At 61.4% G+C, this 19,121-nt stretch carries 20 protein-coding genes and 1 pseudogene; 15 read left to right on the plus strand and 6 right to left on the minus strand.

Annotated features, from left to right (window positions below; genetic code table 11):
- Window positions 1-198: 198 nt before the first annotated feature.
- From cyaY to rnk, 3 genes are all read left to right on the plus strand, one after another.
- Window positions 199-546, plus strand: coding sequence for an iron donor protein CyaY (gene cyaY, locus ACP7CJ_RS07095; protein ID WP_276195410.1), 348 nt, complete (start codon window positions 199-201; stop codon window positions 544-546).
- A 2-nt stretch (window positions 547-548) separates the two neighbouring features.
- Window positions 549-767, plus strand: coding sequence for a DUF1289 domain-containing protein (locus ACP7CJ_RS07100; protein ID WP_247401872.1), 219 nt, complete (start codon window positions 549-551; stop codon window positions 765-767).
- Between the two features lie 131 nt (window positions 768-898).
- A complete protein-coding gene (gene rnk / locus ACP7CJ_RS07105; protein WP_247401875.1) occupies window positions 899-1,309 on the plus strand; it encodes a nucleoside diphosphate kinase regulator in 411 nt (136 codons plus the stop codon).
- Here the strand turns inward: rnk and ACP7CJ_RS07110 are convergent.
- The 3 genes from ACP7CJ_RS07110 to ACP7CJ_RS07120 all read right to left on the minus strand — a co-directional run bounded on the left by ACP7CJ_RS07110 (window position 1,306) and on the right by ACP7CJ_RS07120 (window position 5,008).
- The gene (locus ACP7CJ_RS07110; RefSeq protein WP_426099917.1) at window positions 1,306-4,146 is read right to left on the minus strand and encodes a class I adenylate cyclase; all 2,841 of its coding nucleotides are present in this window, start codon (window positions 4,144-4,146) and stop codon (window positions 1,306-1,308) included. The two genes, rnk and ACP7CJ_RS07110, sit on opposite strands and share 4 nt — an antisense overlap.
- A gap of 170 nt (window positions 4,147-4,316) precedes the next feature.
- The gene (locus ACP7CJ_RS07115) at window positions 4,317-4,571 is read right to left on the minus strand and encodes a TIGR02647 family protein (RefSeq protein ID WP_247401881.1); all 255 of its coding nucleotides are present in this window, start codon (window positions 4,569-4,571) and stop codon (window positions 4,317-4,319) included.
- A gap of 152 nt (window positions 4,572-4,723) precedes the next feature.
- A complete protein-coding gene (locus ACP7CJ_RS07120) occupies window positions 4,724-5,008 on the minus strand; it encodes a hypothetical protein (protein WP_426099918.1) in 285 nt (94 codons plus the stop codon).
- Between the two features lie 125 nt (window positions 5,009-5,133).
- Here ACP7CJ_RS07120 and ACP7CJ_RS07125 point away from each other — a divergent pair, with 125 nt between their 5' ends.
- Window positions 5,134-5,793, plus strand: a complete 660-nt coding sequence (locus ACP7CJ_RS07125) for a glutathione S-transferase family protein (protein ID WP_426099919.1) — start codon at window positions 5,134-5,136, stop codon at window positions 5,791-5,793.
- 40 nt (window positions 5,794-5,833) lie between these two features.
- Here the strand turns inward: ACP7CJ_RS07125 and argH are convergent, their stop codons facing one another.
- The gene (gene argH, locus ACP7CJ_RS07130) at window positions 5,834-7,228 is read right to left on the minus strand and encodes an argininosuccinate lyase (protein ID WP_276195405.1); all 1,395 of its coding nucleotides are present in this window, start codon (window positions 7,226-7,228) and stop codon (window positions 5,834-5,836) included.
- A gap of 389 nt (window positions 7,229-7,617) precedes the next feature.
- Here argH and ACP7CJ_RS07135 point away from each other — a divergent pair.
- The 8 genes and pseudogenes from ACP7CJ_RS07135 to rsd form a co-directional block, all read left to right on the plus strand.
- Window positions 7,618-7,734: pseudogene (locus tag ACP7CJ_RS07135) on the plus strand (sensor histidine kinase); the annotation flags it as partial.
- Window positions 7,731-8,477 carry a LytR/AlgR family response regulator transcription factor gene (locus ACP7CJ_RS07140; RefSeq protein ID WP_253400091.1) on the plus strand — a complete coding sequence of 249 codons (747 nt, stop codon included), beginning with the start codon at window positions 7,731-7,733 and terminating at the stop codon, window positions 8,475-8,477. The pseudogene ACP7CJ_RS07135 and the gene ACP7CJ_RS07140, both read left to right, overlap by 4 nt.
- 126 nt (window positions 8,478-8,603) lie before the next feature.
- Window positions 8,604-9,545: a hydroxymethylbilane synthase gene (gene hemC, locus ACP7CJ_RS07145; RefSeq protein ID WP_276195404.1), complete on the plus strand. Its 942-nt coding sequence runs from the start codon at window positions 8,604-8,606 to the stop codon at window positions 9,543-9,545.
- Window positions 9,542-10,300 carry a uroporphyrinogen-III synthase gene (locus ACP7CJ_RS07150; protein WP_426099920.1) on the plus strand — a complete coding sequence of 253 codons (759 nt, stop codon included), beginning with the start codon at window positions 9,542-9,544 and terminating at the stop codon, window positions 10,298-10,300. The genes hemC and ACP7CJ_RS07150 overlap by 4 nt, the downstream gene beginning before the upstream one ends.
- An 18-nt stretch (window positions 10,301-10,318) precedes the next feature.
- The gene (locus ACP7CJ_RS07155) at window positions 10,319-11,434 is read left to right on the plus strand and encodes a uroporphyrinogen-III C-methyltransferase (RefSeq protein WP_276195402.1); all 1,116 of its coding nucleotides are present in this window, start codon (window positions 10,319-10,321) and stop codon (window positions 11,432-11,434) included.
- 5 nt (window positions 11,435-11,439) lie between these two features.
- A complete protein-coding gene (locus tag ACP7CJ_RS07160) occupies window positions 11,440-12,681 on the plus strand; it encodes a heme biosynthesis protein HemY (protein WP_276195401.1) in 1,242 nt (413 codons plus the stop codon).
- Window positions 12,682-12,918: 237 nt separating this feature from the next.
- On the plus strand, window positions 12,919-13,440 hold the full coding sequence (locus ACP7CJ_RS07165) for a disulfide bond formation protein B (RefSeq protein WP_276195400.1): 522 nt from the start codon (window positions 12,919-12,921) through the stop codon (window positions 13,438-13,440).
- A 208-nt stretch (window positions 13,441-13,648) separates the two neighbouring features.
- A complete protein-coding gene (gene rsd, locus ACP7CJ_RS07170) occupies window positions 13,649-14,107 on the plus strand; it encodes a sigma D regulator (RefSeq protein WP_276195399.1) in 459 nt (152 codons plus the stop codon).
- A 54-nt stretch (window positions 14,108-14,161) separates the two neighbouring features.
- Here rsd and ACP7CJ_RS07175 read toward each other — a convergent pair whose 3' ends face one another.
- Window positions 14,162-14,839 (minus strand): FKBP-type peptidyl-prolyl cis-trans isomerase, encoded by a 678-nt coding sequence (locus tag ACP7CJ_RS07175; RefSeq protein ID WP_276195398.1) that lies wholly within the window; start codon window positions 14,837-14,839, stop codon window positions 14,162-14,164.
- A gap of 192 nt (window positions 14,840-15,031) precedes the next feature.
- Between ACP7CJ_RS07175 and ACP7CJ_RS07180 the strand changes: the two genes are divergently transcribed.
- Window positions 15,032-16,057, plus strand: a complete 1,026-nt coding sequence (locus tag ACP7CJ_RS07180) for an AlgP family protein (protein ID WP_426244267.1) — start codon at window positions 15,032-15,034, stop codon at window positions 16,055-16,057.
- Here ACP7CJ_RS07180 and ACP7CJ_RS07185 read toward each other — a convergent pair.
- Complete coding sequence (locus tag ACP7CJ_RS07185) at window positions 16,054-16,518, minus strand: TIGR02444 family protein (protein ID WP_276198012.1); 465 nt, start codon at window positions 16,516-16,518, stop codon at window positions 16,054-16,056. The genes ACP7CJ_RS07180 and ACP7CJ_RS07185 overlap by 4 nt on opposite strands.
- A 50-nt stretch (window positions 16,519-16,568) precedes the next feature.
- Here ACP7CJ_RS07185 and ACP7CJ_RS07190 point away from each other — a divergent pair, with 50 nt between their 5' ends.
- On the plus strand, window positions 16,569-18,479 hold the full coding sequence (locus tag ACP7CJ_RS07190) for an ATP-binding cassette domain-containing protein (RefSeq protein ID WP_276195396.1): 1,911 nt from the start codon (window positions 16,569-16,571) through the stop codon (window positions 18,477-18,479).
- Window positions 18,479-19,051, plus strand: coding sequence for a mechanosensitive ion channel family protein (locus tag ACP7CJ_RS07195; RefSeq protein ID WP_276195395.1), 573 nt, complete (start codon window positions 18,479-18,481; stop codon window positions 19,049-19,051). The genes ACP7CJ_RS07190 and ACP7CJ_RS07195 overlap by 1 nt, the downstream gene beginning before the upstream one ends.
- The last annotated feature ends 70 nt before the right edge of the window (window positions 19,052-19,121 follow it).

Genomic DNA, 19,121 nt, shown 5'->3' on the forward strand with positions numbered 1-19,121 from the left:
CCGACCACCCGCCAGCTTGCCTATGCACCGAAATACCCGTCCGGCGGGGGTTTGCCGAGACAGTAGCGAAGCGGCTTACGGTAGTCGGGGATATTTCTTACCGTCATCGGTAACGAACTCGGTATCCTTTGCAATCGGCGGAGCGCGACCGTATCGTGCGGCGCTTGAGCAAAACCAGACACTTTTGAGGTTGCCGCAATGAGTTTGACCGAAGCCCGTTTTCACGACCTGGTGGATTCGACCCAGCACGCGCTGGAAGATATTTTCGACGAGAGCGGCCTGGATGTGGACCTGGAAAACTCGGCCGGGGTGCTGACCGTCAAGTTCGAGAACGGCACTCAACTGATCTTCAGTCGCCAGGAACCGTTGCGCCAACTGTGGCTGGCGGCACGCTCCGGCGGTTTTCACTTCGATTACAACGAAGAAGACCGCAATTGGCAGTGCGACACCAGCGATGAGCTGCTCAGCGAAATGCTCGCGCGCATCACGCTGGAACAGGCCGGCGTCGAGTTGGGCTTCGATGAGCTGAACCCCGACGAGAACTGATCGTGAACCAGCCAGCGCCTGTACGTCCGCCCAAGCCGTTGTTCAGTAATGTCAGCGCGGCGGTGCCGTCACCTTGTATCAGCTTGTGTCGGCTGGACGAGCAAAAAGTCTGCCTTGGCTGCTTTCGCCATGTGGAAGACATCCGTGAATGGCGCTCCGCCGACGATCAGCGGCGGCGAGTGATCGTGGCCCAAGCCGAGCGGCGCAAAGTCGCGCCTTGAGCCCTTCTTGTTTATTTACGGTGCTGTGGTAGTGTCCGGGTACACCTCAACTCATCGAGGTCCGTGAGAACCCCGCCTTTTCCTGGCGGGGTTTTGCTTTTTTGTGCAGAAAAAAGGAGTCTGCCTGAATCATGACCGCACCTTCCATCATTCTTACCCGTCTCGACGTGCAGCGTCTTGAGCAACTGATCGACCGTGTCGGCGAAAACTCGCCGGGCGTAGAAGCCCTGCAACACGAACTCGACCGCGCCGAAGAAGTGGTTGGCCACGATGAAGTGCCTGCAGATGTCGTGACCATGAACTCCAGCGTGCATTGCCGCGAGCAAGGCAGCGGGAAGGACTATCACCTGACCCTGGTTTACCCCAAGGATGCGAATGCCGACGCAGGCAAGATTTCGATCCTGGCGCCGGTGGGCAGCGCGTTGCTCGGCCTCAAAGTGGGCCAGCACATCGACTGGCCTGCGCCCGGCGGCAAAACCCTCAAGCTCGAACTGCTCAGTGTAGAAAACCAGCCCAAAGACGGCGGTGCGTTCTCGCTCTAGGTCCGGCTCAGCGCTTCATTGAGCGCCTGTTCCAGCTCGGCCTTGTAACGCAGGTACAAATTGCTCGGGCTGTGCACATCACCGAGCAGACCCGACAGGTCCAGATCAGTGATATAGCAGCGGTAGCGCTCGGTTTCCCGGCGCTGCCCGACGATCTCCTGGGCGACCACTGCAAACAGCTGGTCGCCAAACTCCAGTTCGGAAAATTCCCGCTGATTGCAGTACAGGGTAATCCCCACCTGGCCCGGCGTCGCCTTGCCGATAATCGCCTGCACGTCATAAAACGGCTTGTTGGCCGGGTTTTGCGGCGCCGGCCGAGACTCGATGCTGCGTGCGCGGTTGCTGCCCGATGGCAGCAGTTGGTAATACAGGGTTTGCACCGCGCCCAGCGGTTCTTGCGGGTCCACGGGCGACAACGCGTCCCGGCGATAGATGATCGACTGCAGAAAGCGCTGCAACGGCGCCAACAGGCTCTGTTCATCGTGGAACGGCAAGCGTTGTTGCCAGAGCGCATTGAACTCATCCAGCACGTACAGCTCGGCGAAGCCTTCGTTGACCCGGTAAAACACCTGCACGCAATTGGCCATTCCCATCGGTAGCAGCAGCGCCAGGTCGTGGTCTTCCAGGGCCATCGCGTCCAGGTGCAATGGGCTGTAGCTGGCCAGTTCTTCGCTGAGGTAGGCGATCAGCGCGTCCTGCGTCGCCAGTGATACGTGGGTAGCCTGGCCTGGCATCAGCTCCATCACGTGATAGTGCTGCTGCACCTGCAGCAGGTAGCGATGGTTGCCCTGGCCCAGCAGCAGGTTCTGCGCGGTGTCGAAGATTTCTTCCACGCGCCGGGCAATGAACTGCGCGCGGTTGTGGCAGAAGCAGCGCACCCGCAGGCGTGGAAGGTGGTCCGACGGCAATTGGTTGAGGTAGTCGCGCAGGCAATCGAGCAGGGCATGGGGGCCGTCGTAGCGACTGACCATCACCTCGTTCCAACTGTTGAGCGTGACCTGATCGAGGGTCAGCACCAGGTTGTCACGCACGCCGGCGTAACTCAGCGAGTCGGTGCGCTCGGTGGTCATCAGGATGTTCAGGTCGCGGTGGTGCTTGAGCGGGTCGACGCCGACGTTGATCAGCAGCAACACCTCTTCCGGCACCGCCGAGCGCAGCAGACGATCTTCATCGACGCTGGCCAGGGGCAGGGCGATGGTCTGTTGCAGGCTGCCCAGCAGGTTGAACAGTTCGAATTCGGTCATGTCGCTGACGCCCGGGTGCAGCGCTAGGCGGGTGCTGCTGTCGATCACGCCGTTGCGGTGGCACCAGGTGAGCATTTCCAGCAGGTCGCGGCTGCGCTTGATCGGCGCGAAGTGCTCCGATTCCAGAGCGGTGAGGCTGCCGTTGTATAGCCCCCAATGATGCTGGTCTGGTTCCTTGCGGTTGGGGGATTGCACCAGGGTTAGGGTGTCTTCGGCCAGGTCCGGGGCGATGCCGGGGTTGATGAACTCGACCTTGCCAGCCTTGCGTTCAAACGCCGCATAGAGACGGCGGCCAAGCACATTGAGGTCGCGCTTATTGATCAGGCTGACGGTCTGCTCGGTGCGGGCGAACTGGGTCAGGAAGCGATAGCTGTAGTTCAGCTCATTGACCAGGGCGCGTCGCTCGGAGGCCACCTGGCGCACTTTCCACTGGCTGCGGCTGTCGAGCAGGGCCAGTTGACGCGGGTCCCAGCCCCATTCACGGGCCAGGCGCTCCAGCAACAGGTGCTGCCAGCCGAGGGTGCGCTGGCCGGCGCTGAGCTTGCGGTTGACCTTCAAATACAGTGCGCGCCTTACCAGTTCCAGGCGTTCCGGCTCGTTGCGCGCGTTGAGGTACTCCTCGATGCGGCGATAGACCACGACATACGGGTCCAGCTCGTCCAGGTCCATCTTGTTGGCGAACACCGCCCGTTTGAAGCGCAGGCTCAGGCACTGCACATTCGGGTGCTCGCTGGCGTAGACCTCGGTCAGCAGCAGCTTGAGCAGCGACTTGTAGGGCGATTCGATGCCCTTGAACAGTTGCCACAGCCCGGCGCCAATGAATTCGCCGGGTGGGATGCGCGCCAGATGACCGAGGTCGAGGGTTTCATCGGCGCGAATAAAGCGTTTGGAAATCAGCGTGTGGGTGAACTGGGCGTAGCGGGTTTCTTCGTACACCGGCACCAGCCACCAGATCGGCGTGCGGCCGGCGAGCCAGATCGCGGTGCGATAGAACTCATCCAGCAACAAATAGTGCTGGGTTGTACCGCAGTCGTCGGAGCTCAGTTGCGTGTCGCGCTCGCCCAATACAAAACGGCTCGGCTCGATCAGGAAAAAATGCGCTTCGGCACCCATGCTCAGAGCCCAGGCTTCGAGTAACTGGCATTTCTTGCGCAGCTCGACCAGTTCGTTCTCGCCCAGGTCGGGGGCGTGACATACCCACACGTCCATGTCGCTTTGATCGGCCTGGGCCAGGGTGCCGAGGCTGCCCATCAGGAACAGGCCATGGATCGGCTGCGGCGGTTTGCCGTGGCGCGGTTTGTAGGAAAACGAACGGGTCAGGCGTTGGGCTTCGCTCAGGGCCTGGGCGTCGGGTTCGAAATTCGACAGCCCGGCCGGGGTGCTGCCTGACACGTAACCGGGCAACAGCGGGTGATTAACGTGAAAAAACAGCGGCAGCAGGGTCAATACGCTTTGCTGACGCGGCGTCAGCCCTTCGATGGCCCTGGCCATACGCCCTTCGTTCAGCGCCATGAAGCGCGCGCGCAACTGGGCCAGCACCTTGCGGTCGATGCCTTCGTCCAAGTCGGGGCGGATTTCATGGGTGCGGGTCATGTCGAACTCGGTGGCGCGCAAGGCCCGACATGGGCGGCCGTGTAGGAGTTTACAGTCAGAAGCGTAGGAGGTTTAGAGGGGGAAGCGCTTTTTGGCGTCAGAATTTTATCCAGTCCACGGCAACGCCCTAGGAATCCGCGGCAGGCGGACCCCATGGGCGATATCCGGAATCAGGCAGCTTCTTTGGTCGTGGTGGTGGTCAGGATGGTCAGCAGGGATTGGGCTTGTTCTGCGGCGTCCCGGCCAAGGCTGGTCAGGTAGCCTCCGTCCGGTTGGTCGATCAGTTTTTTCTCGAACAGGCGTTTGGCGGCTGCGATAGCGGTCGGTGCGGCAGTCTGATGGACTTTCAGACCTTCCTGGGAGCTGCCCAGGTTGAAGAGTGCAAGGATTTCCAGTTCGGCAACCAACTCAGGGGTATACGACATAGGGACTCCAGACTTTCTAAGAATTTGTTAGAGGCTAGCAGGCCCTAAGGTGAACGTACTTTGACGGGCTGTCCAGTGGGAAACTCGCGGGTGTTGATATGGCGCAGTGTTGTGGCGAGGAAGCAGGCTTCCCGGCCACGCGGGCGGCCGGTTCAGGCGTTTTCAGGCGGCAGTTCGGGCAGCGCGCGCAAGGCTGTTTCATACCAGTCGGTATCGAAGGCGCGGTCTTCGTCGAGCATCTTGTCGATTTCCACTGCCAGCACATGGGCCATCAGATTCAAAATCTCTTCGCGCTCGTAACCCACCAGCGTCAGCTTGTTGAGCGTGGCCTTGGCGGCAGGCGGATTGTCGCTTTCGATCTGGTTTTCGATGGCCTGGGTCAGCGTGCTTTCGGTGAACTCTTCTTCGTCGTTGTCGATATCGGTCGGCTCGCTCATGGCAGGCTCCTCAAGGAAAGGGCGCCAGTCTACCTCCATTCAGGCAGGTGATGCTGCTAGCCAGGTTGGTCGGGCCGATCTATAACTCATGCAGCCAACCCCGCACACGGCCTGGAGGCTTTGCGATGCTCAAACTGTACGGATTTTCGGTCAGCAACTACTACAACATGGTCAAGCTGGCGCTCTTGGAGAAAGGCCTGACGTTCGAAGAGGTGCCTTTTTTTGCCGGGCAAACGCCCGCAGCCCTGGCGGTCAGCCCGCGGGGCAAGGTGCCGGTGCTGGGTGTCAAACAGGGCTTTATCAACGAAACCAGTGTGATCCTCGAATACATCGAGCAAACCCAGGAAGGCACTGCACTGTTGCCGGCGGAGCCGTTTCAGCGCGCCCAGGTGCTGGCATTGTGCAGGGAAATCGAGCTGTACATCGAGCTACCCGCCCGTGCCTGTTTCGCTGAAGCGTTTTTCGGCATGCCGGTGCCGGAGGCGATCAAGGACAAAGCCCGGGCCGAGTTGCTGCTGGGGGTGGGGTCTTTAGCTCGGCACGGCAAGTTCGCGCCCTATGTCGCTGGGGAGAGCTTTACGATTGCCGATCTGTATTTCATGTACAGCCTGAACCTCGCCTGCGGCGTGGGCGAGAAACTGTTTGGCCTGGATCTGCTGGCAGAATTGCCGGAGGCGAAGGCGTTGCTGCAGCGCTTGCATGCCATGCCTAACGCCATGAAGGTGGCGGCGGACAGGGAAGCGGCGATGCCGGCGTTCATGGCGATGATGGCGGCGAAGAAGTAAGCAATGTGGGAGGGGGCTTGCCCCTCCCACATTGATGCTTTTAGCGGCTGGCGAGCAGTGCCTGGCCGCGCACGACGGCGGCTTTTACCTGCCCCGGCGCAGTGCCGCCGATATGGTCGCGGGCATTCACCGAGCCTTCCAGGGTCAGCACAGCAAACACGTCCTGCTCGATCTGGTCGCTGAATTTGCGCAGTTCTTCCAGGCTCATTTCCGCCAGGTCCTTGCCGCTTTCCACGCCGTATTTCACGGCATGGCCGACGATTTCGTGGCAGTCACGGAACGGCAGGCCACGGCGTACCAGGTAGTCAGCCAGGTCGGTCGCAGTGGAGAACCCGCGCAGCGCCGCTTCCCGCATGATCGCGTGCTTGGGCTTGATCGCCGGGATCATGTCGGCAAAGGCACGTAGCGAATCGCGCAGGGTGTCGGCAGCGTCGAACAGCGGTTCCTTGTCTTCCTGGTTGTCCTTGTTGTAGGCCAGGGGTTGGCCTTTCATCAGGGTCAGCAGGCCCATCAGCGCGCCGAATACGCGGCCGCTCTTGCCACGTACCAGCTCGGGCACGTCGGGGTTTTTCTTTTGCGGCATGATCGAGCTGCCGGTGCAGAAGCGGTCGGGCAGGTCGATGAACTGGAATTGCGCGCTGGTCCACAGCACCAGTTCTTCGGAGAAGCGCGACAGGTGCATCATCGCGATACTGGCGGCGGCGCAGAATTCGATAGCGAAGTCGCGGTCCGACACACCGTCCAGGGAGTTGCCGCCTACGGCGTCAAAACCCAGCAGTTGTGCGGTGTACTCGCGGTCGATCGGGTACGTGGTGCCCGCCAGTGCGGCGCTGCCCAATGGCATGCGGTTGGCGCGCTTGCGGCAATCCACCAGGCGCTCGTAATCGCGGCTGAGCATTTCGAACCAGGCCAGCAAGTGGTGGCCGAAGGTCACGGGCTGTGCGGTCTGCAGGTGGGTGAAGCCGGGCATGATAGTGTCCGATTCACGCTCGGCCTGTTCCAGCAAACCTTTTTGCAGGCGGGTGATTTCGGCCAGGATCAGGTCGATTTCGTCACGCAGCCACAGGCGGATATCGGTGGCCACTTGGTCGTTACGGCTGCGCCCGGTGTGCAGTTTCTTGCCGGTCACGCCGATGCGATCGGTGAGGCGGGCCTCGATGTTCATGTGCACGTCTTCCAGATCGACGCGCCAGTCGAACGTACCGGCTTCGATCTCCCCACGGATGGTGGTCAGGCCGTCGATGATGCTGTCGCGCTCGGCGTCGGTCAGCACGCCGACCTTGGCCAGCATCGTGGCGTGGGCGATCGAGCCCATGATGTCGTGGCGGTACAGGCGCTGGTCGAAGGTGACGGAGGCGGTGAAGCGGGCGACGAAGGCGTCGACGGGTTCACTGAAGCGGCCGCCCCAGGACTGGTTGGTCTTGTCGGTGCTCATGGATTCGCTCGTGATCTGCTTAAAAGAGGCGTGGAGGTGTGACGCCGATAATAACAGGGTTGCCCGTGGAGGCGGTGCTGTGGGTGGTCGGCATTTTTATTTGTGCAAAGGATGGCTAAGTGCCTTGCCGCCGACCGCGTCCGGGAAGAGACTGGGCAAAGGTGCTTATTGAAACGATATTTGACGAATGAGCAATGTCGTCTCGGCGAGCGTCTACAGTTGGACTGATAGTGTGTGAATGCACCAAAGTCAGGTGATGCGGTCATAACCCTGACTACCATTAAACAAGGGGGGTATTCGGATTGTGTATCAGCAAACCCTACGACGATGCCCAAGGGCGGCAGGTTTTGGGCGCTATTGAACAGGTCCGGATAAATATGAGTGTCGCTCTCGGGGCACTTTTTGCCGCTCGCGCTAGTCTTAGCGTGGATCGCTGTGACGCACGTCACCGCACCTGTCTACGCTATCCTTGTGCGAGACTCACGCAGGAATCCAGCGCAATATGAATGTCCTGATCGTTGATGACGAACCCCAAGCCCGCGAGCGACTGAGCCGTCTGGTCAGTGAGCTCGAGGGTTATACAGTCCTTGAACCGAGCGCCGCCACGGGCGAGGAGGCGTTGACGTTGATCGACAGCCTCAAGCCGGATGTGGTGCTGCTCGATATCCGCATGCCGGGCCTGGATGGCCTGCAAGTCGCCGCCCGCCTGAGCGAGCGCGAATCGCCACCCGCCGTGGTGTTGTGTGCCGCCGAGGAAGAGTTCCCTGCCGAAACCCTGGAAGCCAGCGGTGTCAGTTTCCTGGTCAAACCGGTGACTGCCGAGGCGTTGCTCAAGGCGCTGAAAAAGGCCGAGCGCCCCAATCGCATCCAGCTTGCCGCCCTGACCCAGCCCGCCGCCCAGAGCGGTAACGGGCCGCGCAGCCATATCAGTGCGCGCACCCGTAAAGGTATCGAGCTGATCCCGCTGAGCCAGGTGGTCTACTTCATCGCCGATCACAAGTACGTGACCCTGCGTCACGAGGCTGGCGAAGTGCTGCTTGATGAGCCGCTCAAGGCCCTTGAGGATGAATTTGGCGACCGTTTCGTGCGCATCCACCGCAATGCGCTGGTGGCCCGTGAGCGCATCGAACGCCTGCAACGCACGCCCCTGGGGCACTTTCAGTTATTCCTGAAAGGGCTTAACGGCGATGCCTTGATCGTTAGCCGGCGCCATGTCGCCGGCGTGCGCAAGATGATGCAGCAGCTTTAGCGCAAGGGCTGTAGCGGTGATCGCGGTGCGCTGCGGCCAGGGAGGCCCCGCACTTGCTGATTCAAATCAAAGCGAATTTTCCTGAGCTGTTATTATCTCCCGTATCTATTCAGTACGGATTGATCCATGTCCTCTCGCGAAATCCGCATCGCCACCCGTAAAAGCGCCCTGGCCTTGTGGCAGGCCGAATACGTCAAAGCACGCCTCGAGCAGGCCCACCCTGGTCTCCTGGTGTCCCTGGTGCCCATGGTCAGTCGCGGCGACAAGCTGCTGGACTCGCCGCTGTCGAAGATCGGCGGCAAGGGTTTGTTCGTCAAGGAACTGGAAACCGCACTGCTGGAAAACGAAGCCGACATCGCCGTGCATTCGATGAAAGACGTGCCCATGGACTTCCCCGAAGGCCTGGGCCTGTTTTGCATCTGCGAGCGTGAAGACCCGCGCGACGCCTTCGTGTCCAATACCTATGCGTCCCTGGATGAGCTGCCGTTGGGCAGTATCGTCGGCACCTCCAGCCTGCGTCGTCAGGCCCAGTTGCTGACGCGTCGTCCGGATTTGCAGATCCGCTTCCTGCGCGGCAACGTCAACACCCGCCTGGCCAAGCTGGATGCCGGTGAATATGACGCGATCATTCTCGCGGCGGCCGGTTTGATCCGGCTCGGCTTCGAAGACCGCATCACCTCGGTCATCAGCGTCGAAGACAGCTTGCCCGCCGGCGGGCAGGGCGCAGTGGGCATCGAATGCCGCACCGCCGACCGTGAAATTCACGCCTTGCTCAAGCCGCTCGATCACCACGACACCGACGTCCGTGTCACCGCCGAACGCGCCCTGAACAAACACCTCAACGGTGGCTGCCAGGTACCGATCGCCTGCTACGCCGTGCTTGAAGGGGAAAACCTGTGGCTGCGCGGCCTGGTGGGCGACCCTGACGGCGGCAACTTGATCACCGCGCAAGTGCGCGGGCCGCAGCGTGATGCGACGGCGCTGGGTATCCAGGTCGCCGAAGCGCTGCTGGACAAGGGCGCCGGTGCCATTCTGCAAAAAGTCTACGGCGAGGCCGGCCCGCAGTGACCGATTGGCGTGTGCTGCTGACGCGGCCTGCCGAGGAGTCTGCGCTGTTGGCGGCGTCGTTGTCCGATGTCGGGATTTTCAGCAGCAGCCTGCCGTTGCTGGAGATCGAAGCCTTGCCGGTCACGCCTGCGCAGCAGGCGGTCTTTGCTGACCTGGGCCGCTATTGCGCGGTCATTGTGGTGAGCAAACCGGCGGCGCGCCTTGGCGTGCAATGCTTGGATCGACGCTGGCCGCAGTTGCCGTGGTTCAGCGTGGGGGCCGCCACCGCGCAGGTCCTCGCCGAACAGGGCCTGGACGTTCATTATCCCCCCAGCGGCGACGACAGCGAGGCCTTGCTTGCCTTGCCCGCCTTGCGCGAGGCTATTGCACATGCTGATGCACGGGTGTTGATCCTGCGCGGCGAGGGTGGGCGAGAGCTGCTGGCGGAGCGCTTGCGCGAGCAAGGTGCTAGTGTCGACTATCTGGAGTTGTATCGCCGTTTTCTTCCGGCCTACGACCCGGGGGTACTCATGCAGCGCATCCAGTTGGAACGCTTGAACGGCCTGGTGGTCAGCAGTGGGCAGGGTTTTTTACACCTGCAAGCCCTGGCCGGCCCGGATTGGCCACAGGTGGCGCGGCTGCCGCTGTTCGTGCCCAGCCCGCGAGTCTATGAGATAGCGCGGGCCGCTGGCGCAGAAAAAGTTGTGGATTGTCGCGGCGCGAGTGCTGCGGCTTTGTTAGTGGCGTTACGGAGCCATTCCGTTCCCACTCTCTGATACGCAAAGGATGGATACGTGAGCGAAACAGCCTTGCCTAAAGATGAAGCTCAGCCCGCGCTCGATGCGTCGGGCCAGACACCGGTCACCGCGCCGCGCCGTGGCAATGGCCTGGCAATCGTCGCCTTGCTGCTGGGTGCTGCGGGCGTTGCCGCCGGCGGCTGGGGGATCTGGCAGGTCCGCGCCCTGCAAGCCAGCAGCCAGCAACAGCTGAGCCAGGTACAGACCCTCGACGACCAGTCCCAGACCCTCAAGCAAAGCCAGCAACAGTTGGCGGCACGCCTGGCGCAACTGCCGGGTGCGGACGAGCTGGAAGAGCGCCGCCGTCTGGTGGCGCAGTTGCAGGGCGACCAGCAGCGTTTGGGCCAGCGTCTGGAAACCGTGCTGGGAGCCAGCCGCAAGGACTGGCGCCTGGCTGAAGCCGAACACTTGATTCGTCTCGCGAGTTTGCGCTTGTCTGCCCTGCAGGATATCAACAGCGCGCAGTCGCTGGTCCAGGGCGCCGACGAGATTCTTCGCGAGCAGAGCGATCCGGGTTCCTACGCCGCGCGCGAGCAATTGGCCAAGAGCCTTGCCGCGTTGCGCAGTACCGAACAGCCGGACCGTACCGGGCTGTACCTGCAGCTCGCGGCCTTGCGTGATCAAGTCGTGCAACTGGCGGCGATCGCGCCGGAATACCAGCTTCAGGAACCGGCGCCCCAAGGGCGTCCGACGACCGATACGGAAAACCGCTGGAGCCAATGGTGGGAGCAGCTCTCGCGTTACTTCCGCATCGACTTCAACCCGGATGACAACATTCGCCCGCTGCTCGCCGGCCAAGGCCTGAACCAGGTGCGCCTAGCCCTGAGCCTGGCCCTCGAGCAAGCGCAGTGGGCTGCGCTCAATGGTGAATCGGCGGTGTACAGCCGTTCGCTGGGTGAGGCGCGCAGCGTGTTGCAGGACAACTTCAACCAGGACAACCCACAGAGCAAAGCGATGCTGGCGCGTATCGCCGAGCTTGAGCCCAAGGCTGTCTCGGTCGTGACCCCGGACCTGGCTGCCAGCCTGGCTGCCGTGCAGGCATACCTTGAACGTCGTCACTCGCCTGCCGACGAAGCCAAGGCTTCGGCTGGCACGCCGGCGAGCCAGGAGTAGAGCCGATGAAGCGTTTCTATGTGATCCTGGTGCTGGCGATTGCGATCGCCCTGGCGCTGGCTGTGGGCATTTCGAAACACACAGGCTACGTGCTGATTACCTATCCCCATCTGCTGCATTACGAGTCGAGCCTGTGGGCCACCCTGGTGGCGGTGTTTGTCATCGGCCTGGCGATCTACCTGATTCGTGTCCTGTTGAGCCTGCTGAGCACCTCGGGCGGCGTGGTCAACCCGTGGTCGCGGCGTAACCGCAGCCGTCGCGTGCAGATCGCGATCGAGCAGGGCCAGATGGACCTCGCCGAAGGCCGCTGGGCCAGTGCCGAACGCCACCTGCATCGTGCCGCCGAAGCCGAACGTCAGCCGTTGCTGTATTACCTTGGCGCGGCCCGGGCGGCGAATGAGCAAGGGCGATATGAAGCGTGCGACGGTTTGCTGGAGCGTGCCCTCGAGCGTCAGCCCCAGGCCGAACTGGCGGTTGCCTTGAGCCATGCGCAATTGCAGATGGACCGTGGCGATACCGACGGCGCGCTGATCACCTTGCAGGCCATGCACGAGCGTCATCCCCATAACGCCCAAGTGTTGCGCCAGTTGCAACGCTTGCATCAGCAGCGGGGCGATTGGTCGTCAGTGATTCGTCTGTTGCCTGAGCTGCGTAAGGACAAAGTGTTGCCGGCCGGCGAACTGGCCGAGCTGGAGCGCCGTGCCTGGGGTGAAAACCTGAGCCTGGCCGTCCAGCGTGAAGAGCAGGGCGAAGCGGGTTTGCAGGCGCTTGAGCGCGCCTGGCAACAACTGACGTCCGCCCAACGCCAGGAGCCGCAATTGGTGTTGGCCTACGCCGAGCAACTGCGCCAGTTGGGCGCTGATGCCAAGGCCGAGGAAGTGTTGCGCAGCGCGATCAAGCGGGCTTATGACAGCCATCTGATCCGCCTGTATGGCCTGTTGCGCGGCAGTGACCCGGCCCGCCAGTTGAAGTTTGCCGAGGGCTGGCTCAAGGACCATCCAGGTGATGCCAGCTTGCTGTTGACCCTGGGTCGCCTGTGTCTGCAAAACAGTCTGTGGGGCAAGGCGCGGGACTACCTGGAAAGCAGCCTGCAAGTGCAGCGCAACCCCGAGGCGTGTGCCGAATTGGCACGCCTGCTGGCCCAGTTGGGTGACACCGAGCGCAGCAACCAGTTGTTCCAGGAAGGCTTGGGCCTGCTGGACAACCGTTTGCTCGCCTCACCGTTACCCGTGCCGGCGCAGGGTTGAAGTAGGAAGTGGTGCGAGGGTTGGCTCGGATGCGTCCGACAGCCAACCTTTTGGTTCTGTGTAAAGACTCGGTTTAACTGGGTGCGTAATATATTCCTACGTTGCGTCAGGTTATGTCCTCCAAGTTCTGGCGGGATGTCCCTACGTTTTCGCGGAATCGTCTGCTCTAACGCGTATTGAAAGGGGTCAGGCCTTTCCTCTACCGTAACGGCCTATCTCTCGCGGTACGGATAAACAATGTCTTTGGCCCCCTCACGCTCCTTGTTTTTCCTGGCGTTCATGGCCGGTGCGCTGACGTTGGGTGCGTCTTTCTACCTGGAATATGGCGCGCTGCTGCGGCCCTGCTTTCTGTGCCAGGTACAACGGCTATTCCTCGCCACCTTTACGTTGATCAACCTGGTAGCGGCTGTGCATAACCCCAAACGCTACGGCGTCTATGGGTATGGGCTGGCGAGCACAGGCTGTGCCGCGCTTGGCGCAATTACCGCCGTGCGCCAGGTGTTATTGCAGAACACCACGTCGGATCAGGCCAGCCATTGTTGGCCCAGTTTGCAGTACATGCTCGAAAGCCTGTCTTTTTCACAGGCGCTGCGCTCGATCTTCAACGGCACCGTTGACTGCGTGGAAATCACTTGGACCCTGTTCGATTTGAGCCTTCCGGAGTGGAGTCTGTTGTTTTTCGTGGCGATGCTGATCCTGGGCTTCATGCAATTTTCACGGCTGATATTCAGCCAACCGTTGCGCCTGTCGAGACGCTGAAAACCGGTCGTAGGTTGTAGGAGGGGATTAAACACTTGTATGAACTTTCTCTCCTGCGTACCTTGAAGCCATAGTCATGCGGGCATAATCTGGCCCGAATGCGTTATTGAAACCGTTGTCAGATACGGCTTTGTCCGGCTGCCGCTTTATCCTTGAAGTATTGCGCGGGCACACAGCGGCAGCGCCCCTATAGGGAAGAGAGATCATCATGCTGGAAAGTTGTCAGAATGCTCAGGAACGCTGGGGTGGGGTGCACAAGCTGATCGATAGCTGGCTGAAGGCACGCCACGAACTGGTTCGGGCGTTTGATGCTCTCGGCGCGGAGCCCGAAGCATTGACGAAGAATCGCAAGCCGTTGCAGGCGTTTTGCGGTGTGTTGGTGGACTACGTGTCTGCCGGTCATTTCGGCATCTACGAGCAACTGACCAAGGAGGCTGAAGCCTTCGACGATCAGCGCGGTCTTGAATTGGCCGATACCCTCTACCCACGCATCGATGTGATCACCGAGAAGTTGCTGGCGTTCAATGACCTGTGTGATGCCGGCAAGTGTGTTGCGGAAAAATTCAAAGAGCTGGGTGGCCTGCTCCATGAGCGTTTCGAGCTTGAGGATTGCCTGATCGAAGTGCTGCACAATGCTCACCGGGATGTGGCTGTCGCTCAGGCCTGACCCTTGGTGATGAGATAAAAAAACGGTGCGCATAACGCACCGTTTTTTATTGGGTCAATGCCGGGTGCCGAGTAATTCGATCTCGAATACCAAGGGTGTGTAAGGCGGGATCAACGCACCGGCACCGTCGGCGCCATAGGCCTGTGCTGACGGAATCACCAGGCGCCATTTCGCGCCCACCGGCATCTGTTGCAGCGCGCTGCTCCAGCCGCTGATCACACTGTCTAGACGAAACCATTGCGCTTGGGTGCTTTGATCGAACACCGTCCCATCGGGCAATCGCCCCACGTATTTCACCTGAACCTCATCATTGGCCAACGGTTTATTGCCGGTCCCGGGCGTCAACTCGGTGAGCAGAACGCCATCGGCTAATTCGCGCACGCCGCTCGCGGCTTTTTCCTGGGTCAAAAACTGCTGTTCGGCCGTCAGGGCTTTTTCACTTTGGGGTGCCTGAATATCGGCTTCGTCCTGCGCTTCATGCTGCGCCAGGATCTGTTCGATGCGCGTGTTATCCAGCGCCAGCGGTTTACCTTGATAGGCTTGCTTGAGGCCATCGATCAAGGCCTGGAGCTGCAGGTCAGGGACTTCCTGGCGCAGCCGCTCACCGAGGCTGGCGCCCAGGCTGTACGCGAGGTCGTGCGCATCTGGGGCAGTGGTTTTGGACGGCGAAGGCTCGCTGGCATTGGCCACGGAAATCGCCAAGCCAAGCGCAAGAAAAAGGTAACGCGACATGGGTCTTCTCCAGCCGAAAGTGCGACGGATTATGCCAGTGTGAGTGGATAAAAAGTGGCGTGGTTTTCCGTTATATCGATAAGATTTTTCGCACGGTGCAACGCAAGGCAAACGATACTGTCAACATGCGCTAGCGGCGGTAAGAGCAGAGGGCTAGTATGAGCCGCACCCACGTCAGCCAGGAGGTAAACCATGTCGGCCAAACAGAAGCCTGTAAATACCCCGTTGCACTTACTCCAACAACTCTCGGGCAGTCTGCTCGAACATTTGGAAAGCGCGTGTTCCCAAGCCTTGGCTGATGCAGAAAAACTGCTCGCCAAGTTGGAAAAACAACGCGGTAAAGCGCAAGAAAAACTGCACAACTCCCGCACCAAACTGCAAGACGCCGCCACTGCCGGCAAGGCCAAGGCTCAAGCCAAAGCCAAAGACGCAGTCAAAGAACTTGAGGACCTGCTGGACGCCCTCAAGGATCGCCAAGCCGAAACCCGCACCTACATTTCCCAACTCAAAAAAGATGCTCAAGAAAGCCTGAAACTGGCCCAGGGCGTTGGTCGTGTGAAGGAAGCTGTATCGAAAGTGCTGGGCGCTCGTGCACCGGTGAAAGCCGTTGCAGCGAAGACGCCGGCTAAGGCCGCCGCCAAGCCAGTTGCTAAAGCTGCTGCCGCAAAACCAGCCGCCAAGCCAGTTGCTAAAGCCGCTGCTGCAAAATCAGCCGCCAAGCCAGTTGCTAAAGCCGCTGCTGCAAAACCAGCCGCCAAGCCAGTTGCTAAAGCCGCTGCTGCAAAACCAGCCGCCAAGCCAGTTGCTAAAGCCGCTGCCGCAAAACCAGCCGCCAAGCCAGTTGCTAAAGCCGCTGCTGCAAAACCAGCCGCCAAGCCAGTTGCTAAAGCCACTGCTGCAAAACCAGCCGCCAAGCCAGTTGCTAAAGCCGCTGCTGCAAAACCAGCCGCCAAGCCAGTTGCTAAAGCCGCTGCCGCAAAACCAGCCGCCAAGCCAGTTGCTAAAGCCGCTGCTGCAAAACCAGCCGCCAAGCCAGTTGCTAAAGCCGCTGCCGCTAAGCCAGTCGCTAAACCTGCTGCTGCAAAACCAGCATCGGCCAAGCCAGCCACCCCGGCAGGATCGGCTGCTACCCCAGCAGTGTCCGCCGCTCCAACCGCATCGGCCAGCAGCACTCCTGCACCGGTCGCGCCAAGCAACACCCCAACCAGCGCTTCCTAAGCGCCGGTGACTGCGACGCGCATCTGCTGCAGCGCGTCGTGGTCAAGGTTGGCGGCTCCCTCGGCCGCCAGTCCTTCCAGCCATCGTTGACCCATCGCTTCGCCTGTCGGCCATGCTGTTGCCAGCGTTGCCAGGCGTGTCAGCAACTCGCGTTCCGCCTCCAGCTCCAGGGCCTTGACCCGCTCCCGTAACGCCGCCAAGGGCTGATCCTGCTGCGCCACGGCCCGCCATTGCATGCGCACCTGTCGCAACGGTTCAACGACCTGCGATTGCCACGGCTCGGCGATTTGCCTCAGCGCCTGCGTGCGTTCAAGCGTCAGCGCCACACCGCGCCGTTCCAGCCACGCCCCGCAGAGCAACAGGCACACATCCGCGCCTTGTTCCTGCAAACGCAGGCACGCGGCCTCGACGCCCGTGCGGGCGTAAGTCGAGAGGGCAAAGCTCCACAGGTCAGCGCACATATTCACACCCAAGCCAGCGGCCAACGAAGCTGGTAGACTCCGCCGCCATTATGATCCGACTTCAAAGCCTAACATTACAGCGTGGCCCGCAACGTCTTCTTGAAGACGCCGAGCTGACCCTGCACGCCGGTCACAAAGCCGGCCTGATCGGTGCCAATGGCGCCGGCAAATCCACGTTGTTTGCCCTGTTGCTGGGTGAGCTGACCCCGGATTCCGGGGACTGCTTGCTGCCGGCCGACTGGCGCATCGCCCATATGCGCCAGGAGATCGACACCCTGGACCGCATCGCGATCGACTACGTGCTCGATGGCGACCTGCGTCTGCGCCAGGTGCAACACGACCTGGCCGAGGCCGAGAAAGCCCAGGACGGCGCCGCTCAGGCCCGCCTGCACGCGGAATTGGACAGCGCCGACGGCTACACCGCCGACGCCCGTGCGCGCAAGATGCTCGCCGGCCTTGGCTTTACCAACGAGCAGATGGACCGCCCGGTCGCCGACTTCTCCGGCGGCTGGCGCATGCGCCTGAACCTGGCCCAGGCACTGATGTGCCCCTCGGACCTGTTGCTGCTCGACGAACCGACCAACCACTTGGACCTCGATGCGATCCTGTGGCTGGAGGATTTCCTCAAGAACTATCAAGGCACCTTGCTGCTGATTTCCCACGACCGGGATTTTCTCGACGCCGTGGTCGACAACATCGCCCACGTCGAACAGAAGAAAATCACCCTCTACCGTGGCGGCTACAGCGCGTTCGAGCGCGCCCGCGCCGAACGCCTGGCCCAGCAACAGCAGGCGTTCGAGAAGCAGCAGGCGCAGCGCGCGCACATGGAAAGCTACATCGCCCGGTTCAAGGCCCAGGCCACCAAGGCCCGCCAGGCCCAGAGCCGGATCAAGGCGCTGGAGCGCATGGAAGAGCTGTCGGCGGCCCACGTCGATTCGCCCTTCGATTTCGTGTTCCGCGAGTCGGCGAAGATCTCCAGCCCGTTGCTCGATCTGTCCGATGCACGCTTGGGCTATGGCGATAAAACCATCCTCGAGAAGGTCAAGCTGCAACTCACGCCGGGCGCGCGTATTGGCCTGCTCGGACCGAACGGCGCGGGCAAGTCGACGCTGATCAAGAACCTGTCGGGCGAACTGCAACCCCTGGCCGGTCGCCTGACCCGGGGCGAGAACCTGGTGGTGGGCTACTTCGCCCAGCATCAGTTGGACTCCCTGGACGCCAAGGCTAGCCCATTGCTGCATTTGCAGCGCCTGGCGCCGACCGAGCGCGAGCAGACTCTGCGCGACTTCCTCGGCGGTTTCGACTTCCGGGGTGCGCGCATCGATGAGCCGGTGCTGAACTTCTCCGGCGGCGAAAAAGCCCGCCTGGCCCTGGCGCTGATCGCCTGGGACCGGCCGAACCTGTTGCTGCTCGACGAACCGACCAACCACCTCGACCTGGAAATGCGCCTAGCGCTGACCATGGCGTTGCAGGAATTCAGTGGTGCGGTACTGGTGGTGTCTCACGATCGCCACTTGCTCAAGAGCACCACCGACAACTTCCTGCTGGTGGCCGATGGCAAAGTCGAAGAGTTCGACGGCGATCTTGAGGACTATGCGCGCTGGCTGACGGATTACCGCCTGCGTAACGCGCCGACCAGCAACACGCCCGTCAACCCGGACAAAACCGACAAGAAGGCCCAGCGCCAGGCCGCCGCCGCCCTGCGCCAGCAGTTGGCGCCGCACAAGCGCGACGCCGACAAGCTGGAAGCCGAGTTGGGCAAGGTCCACGAACGTCTGGCCAAGATCGAGACCAGCCTGGGCGACAGTGCCGTGTACGAAGCGGCACGCAAGGATGAACTGCGCGATCTGCTGGCCGAGCAGGCCAAGCTGAAGGTCCGTGAAGGTCAGTTGGAGGAAAGCTGGATGGAAGCCCTCGAACTGCTCGAAAGCCTGCAAGCGGAGCTGGAGGCGCTGTCCTGATGGAAGCGCTGCAACTGCCGCTGCCGGCGCAATGGGTCGAGCCTGTGTGGATCGGCGTGCAAGTCCTGCTGATCCTGCTGGCTGGCTACCTTACCCAGCGGTTTGTCGCCAAGGGCCTGACCCGACTGGGTGAGCGCTACCCCTTCCCGCCGCAATTGTTGATGCCGCTGCGCGGCGGCTTGCGCTGGCTGATCATGGGCAGTGCGCTGATCTTCGTGCTGGAACGCCTGGGCGTGTCCGCCACGGTGTTGTGGACCGCGCTGTCGGGGTTCGTCGCGGTGGCGGCGGTGGCGTTCTTCGCCATGTGGTCGGTGTTGTCCAACCTGTTGTGCGCGATCCTGATCTTCACCGTCGGGCCGTTCCGCCTGGGTGACATCGTCGAGTTGGTGGACACCGTCGACAAACCGGGTGTGAAGGGCCGCGTCGTGGCGATCAATCTGCTTTACACCACGCTGATCGAAGTGGAAGAGGCGGGGACCGGCGGAGTGACGGTGCAGGTGCCCAATAGCCTGTTCTTCCAGCGCTCGGTGCGACGCTGGCGCGACAGTGCGGTGATGCCGGGCGAGCGCTAGCGTTCACATCTTGTAAAAATCTATAGCCAGCCTTCGGTCGGCAGAGTTAGCTTAAGGCACAACCGCAAAC

Origin of the sequence: Pseudomonas sp. PSPC3-2 (assembly GCF_049897085.1) — a bacterium.
Classification (GTDB): domain Bacteria; phylum Pseudomonadota; class Gammaproteobacteria; order Pseudomonadales; family Pseudomonadaceae; genus Aquipseudomonas; species Aquipseudomonas paraveronii.

Coding starts and splice junctions, on each gene's coding strand:
- cyaY (WP_276195410.1), top strand. CDS start 199: ATGAGTTTGACCGAAGCCCGTTTTCACGACCTGGTGGATTCGACCCAG.
- rnk (WP_247401875.1), top strand. CDS start 899: ATGACCGCACCTTCCATCATTCTTACCCGTCTCGACGTGCAGCGTCTT.
- ACP7CJ_RS07110 (WP_426099917.1), bottom strand. CDS start 4,146: ATGACCCGCACCCATGAAATCCGCCCCGACTTGGACGAAGGCATCGAC.
- ACP7CJ_RS07115 (WP_247401881.1), bottom strand. CDS start 4,571: ATGTCGTATACCCCTGAGTTGGTTGCCGAACTGGAAATCCTTGCACTC.
- ACP7CJ_RS07120 (WP_426099918.1), bottom strand. CDS start 5,008: ATGAGCGAGCCGACCGATATCGACAACGACGAAGAAGAGTTCACCGAA.
- ACP7CJ_RS07125 (WP_426099919.1), top strand. CDS start 5,134: ATGCTCAAACTGTACGGATTTTCGGTCAGCAACTACTACAACATGGTC.
- argH (WP_276195405.1), bottom strand. CDS start 7,228: ATGAGCACCGACAAGACCAACCAGTCCTGGGGCGGCCGCTTCAGTGAA.
- ACP7CJ_RS07140 (WP_253400091.1), top strand. CDS start 7,731: ATGAATGTCCTGATCGTTGATGACGAACCCCAAGCCCGCGAGCGACTG.
- hemC (WP_276195404.1), top strand. CDS start 8,604: ATGTCCTCTCGCGAAATCCGCATCGCCACCCGTAAAAGCGCCCTGGCC.
- ACP7CJ_RS07160 (WP_276195401.1), top strand. CDS start 11,440: ATGAAGCGTTTCTATGTGATCCTGGTGCTGGCGATTGCGATCGCCCTG.
- ACP7CJ_RS07165 (WP_276195400.1), top strand. CDS start 12,919: ATGTCTTTGGCCCCCTCACGCTCCTTGTTTTTCCTGGCGTTCATGGCC.
- rsd (WP_276195399.1), top strand. CDS start 13,649: ATGCTGGAAAGTTGTCAGAATGCTCAGGAACGCTGGGGTGGGGTGCAC.
- ACP7CJ_RS07175 (WP_276195398.1), bottom strand. CDS start 14,839: ATGTCGCGTTACCTTTTTCTTGCGCTTGGCTTGGCGATTTCCGTGGCC.
- ACP7CJ_RS07180 (WP_426244267.1), top strand. CDS start 15,032: ATGTCGGCCAAACAGAAGCCTGTAAATACCCCGTTGCACTTACTCCAA.
- ACP7CJ_RS07185 (WP_276198012.1), bottom strand. CDS start 16,518: ATGTGCGCTGACCTGTGGAGCTTTGCCCTCTCGACTTACGCCCGCACG.
- ACP7CJ_RS07190 (WP_276195396.1), top strand. CDS start 16,569: ATGATCCGACTTCAAAGCCTAACATTACAGCGTGGCCCGCAACGTCTT.
- ACP7CJ_RS07195 (WP_276195395.1), top strand. CDS start 18,479: ATGGAAGCGCTGCAACTGCCGCTGCCGGCGCAATGGGTCGAGCCTGTG.